Source organism: Mesorhizobium album, from assembly GCF_033977205.1.
Classification (GTDB): Bacteria; Pseudomonadota; Alphaproteobacteria; order Rhizobiales; family Rhizobiaceae; genus Mesorhizobium; species Mesorhizobium album.
Genome location: NZ_JAVIIW010000141.1, coordinates 1 through 982, shown reverse-complemented (window position 1 = coordinate 982; position 982 = coordinate 1). Strand labels below are relative to the sequence as shown.

At 66.0% G+C, this 982-nt stretch carries 1 protein-coding gene; it reads left to right on the top strand.

Going from position 1 to position 982, the window contains the following annotated elements; all coding sequences use genetic code 11:
- A partial coding sequence (locus RFN28_RS34620; protein WP_320291599.1) for a tyrosine-type recombinase/integrase occupies positions 1 to 856 on the top strand: 856 nt, incomplete at its 5' end.
- Positions 857 to 982: the final 126 nt, after the last annotated feature.

Here is a 982-nt window from a genome sequence, read left to right as displayed (position 1 = left end):
CGAGTTGAGCCCTCTTCGCCGGCGCATGATCGAAGACATGACGATCCGCAATCTGTCGCCGGCCACGCAACGATCCTACGTGCACGCGGTGGCGAAGTTTTCCCGCCATTTCGGCCGATCCCCTGACCGCCTTGGCCTTGAAGATGTCCGCGCCTTTCAGGTGCATCTGGTCTCGACCGGGATCTCGTGGCCGGCGCTGAACCAGACGGTGTGCGCGTTGCGGTTCTTCTACGGCGTGACGCTCGGCCATGCCGAGATTCCGGAACGGATCGTCTATGCCCGCTCGCCACGCACGCTGCCGGTGGTCCTGAGCGCCGACGAGGTCGTCCGGTTCCTGGAGGCAGTGTCGAGCCTGAAGACGCGCACGGCGCTGACGACGGCCTACGCTGCTGGCCTTCGCGCCTCGGAGACCGTCGGCCTAAAGGTCGGCGACATCGATAGCGAGCGCGGCGTCATTCGGGTCGAGCACGGCAAGGGCGGCAAGGACCGCACCGTGATGCTGTCGGCGCAGCTTCTGCGCATCCTGCGCGTCTACTGGCGGCTGGCGAAGCCGCAGGGCTGGCTGTTTCCCGGCCGGAACGCAACCCGTCCCATCGACGTGCAGGTTCTGTATTCGGCCTGCCGCTCGGCGCGTGCGGCCGCCGGCATCGACAAGCGGGTGACGGTGCACACGCTCAGGCACAGCTTCGCCACGCATCTGCTCGAGAACGGCACCGATATCCGCATCATCCAGGTGCTGCTTGGCCACAACAATCTTTCCTCGACGGCACGCTACACCAAGGTCTCGAACGGCCTCATCCGGCGCACGACGAGCCCGCTCGACCGGCTGAACATTGAAGTGGTGCCGCCGGGCTGACCGGTTCCACCCATGTCGGCGAGACTGGAGGTGGCGGATATCTTCGGCCGCCACGGCGAGGCGTATCGGCAGGTTCATGACGGCCATCTCGGACGTGTCGAGCGGCGTGTGATGAGCGCGATCGAG